This is a genomic window from Dorea sp. MB18-49, from assembly GCF_023669465.1.
Classification (GTDB): domain Bacteria; phylum Bacillota; class Clostridia; order Lachnospirales; family Lachnospiraceae; genus Dorea_A; species Dorea_A longicatena.
This window is the reverse complement of record NZ_JAMOYX010000102.1, coordinates 1-1,210: the sequence shown is the minus strand read 5'-3', so window position 1 is coordinate 1,210 and position 1,210 is coordinate 1. Positions and strand designations below refer to the sequence as shown.

Sequence of the window (1,210 nt, the reverse complement as noted above, 5' to 3'; positions counted from 1 at the left end):
GACCAATGATTTGAAAATTAATCAGCAAAAGGAGAATATAAAAGTTGGAACAGCATTAGATGTAACTTTTATAAAAAGAAAAGAGTTTTACTTATGGGGAGAGACTGTTGAAATTTATACGTCTAATCTTTTAACCAATGCTATTGTTAAAGAGATAATAGAACTTGAAAATGGAACAACAAAAATTTCTTATGGAGAAGAAGATAGTAGACCTATGTTTATATCTTATAAAGGATTCAAAACAGAAAAAGAAGCGGAGAATGAAATGAAAAGTATTATGGAGAACAAAGAAGCATATGTGAATGCAAAAAGATTAGGGGAGTATCTGGCTGAAGAATAAAAATTTATAGGATATTACTGAGGTTACAAAGGAGTTAAGAGGTATATGGGGATAAAATTGAATGGAATATCTGTTCCAATTGGTGGAATATCTTGGGAATATACAGAATCTGGACAAAAAGGAATTCAAGAGATGTTCTACTATTTAGAATCAAAAAGATTGTTGATTAACCCGAAAGAGATGGAAAAAAAGGAATGGAGTGAGAAATCAGCGATAGAAATAAAAAATAAGCTTGTAGATATACTTAGCAGATATAAATAGGATCAAAATATAATAACAATAATTAAGCAAATGGTTGATGCATGTAATGAATTCTTAGATAATATGCAGAGGGTTGAAGTAAGAGGAATTCTTTATAAAAACTTGCAAAGTGATTGGGAAGATTTGGAATATGGAGTTGCTATGAAGAAATTTCGGAAAATTTTCCGAGATAATATAAAATTACTTGCTGAAACTTATAATATAACTTTCTCTAAAGAAATTCCAAAAGAATATTAATAGGGAAGTGTAATTACATAGCCGATTGGTTCGCTAAGAATCCGTCGGCTTTTTTCATGCCCATTTTTGTACATAGCCGGTCCCGTAAAAAGGATTGGCTATTAAATTTTTTCGAGGAAGGAGGAAACCATATGACCAAATGTAAAGTAATCGCCCTTGCAAATCAGAAGGGAGGAACAGCTAAGACCACAACGACATTAAATCTTGGAATTGGTCTTGCACATCAGGGGCGAAAAGTATTATTGGTTGATGCTGATCCACAGGGAGACTTAACGTAAGCGCTTAGTTTTTGGGTAACTAGATATTCGCCCTTTTCTAACTCATAATAATAGAAGATAGATTCTTACTCCACTTCTTTGATAGAAAGTAGAA

General features: G+C 32.2%; 1 protein-coding gene and 2 pseudogenes. All 3 read left to right on the top strand.

Annotated elements, in window-relative coordinates:
* Nucleotides 1-340, top strand: a 340-nt coding sequence (locus tag NCY30_RS14925) for a hypothetical protein (protein WP_250818885.1), incomplete at its 5' end; no start/stop codon positions are given.
* Between the two features lie 45 nt (nt 341-385).
* A pseudogene (locus NCY30_RS15270) lies at nt 386-838 on the top strand (DUF6650 family protein).
* 131 nt (nt 839-969) lie between these two features.
* Nucleotides 970-1,113: pseudogene (locus NCY30_RS14915) on the top strand (AAA family ATPase); the annotation flags it as partial.
* Between the last annotated feature and the right edge of the window lie 97 nt (nt 1,114-1,210).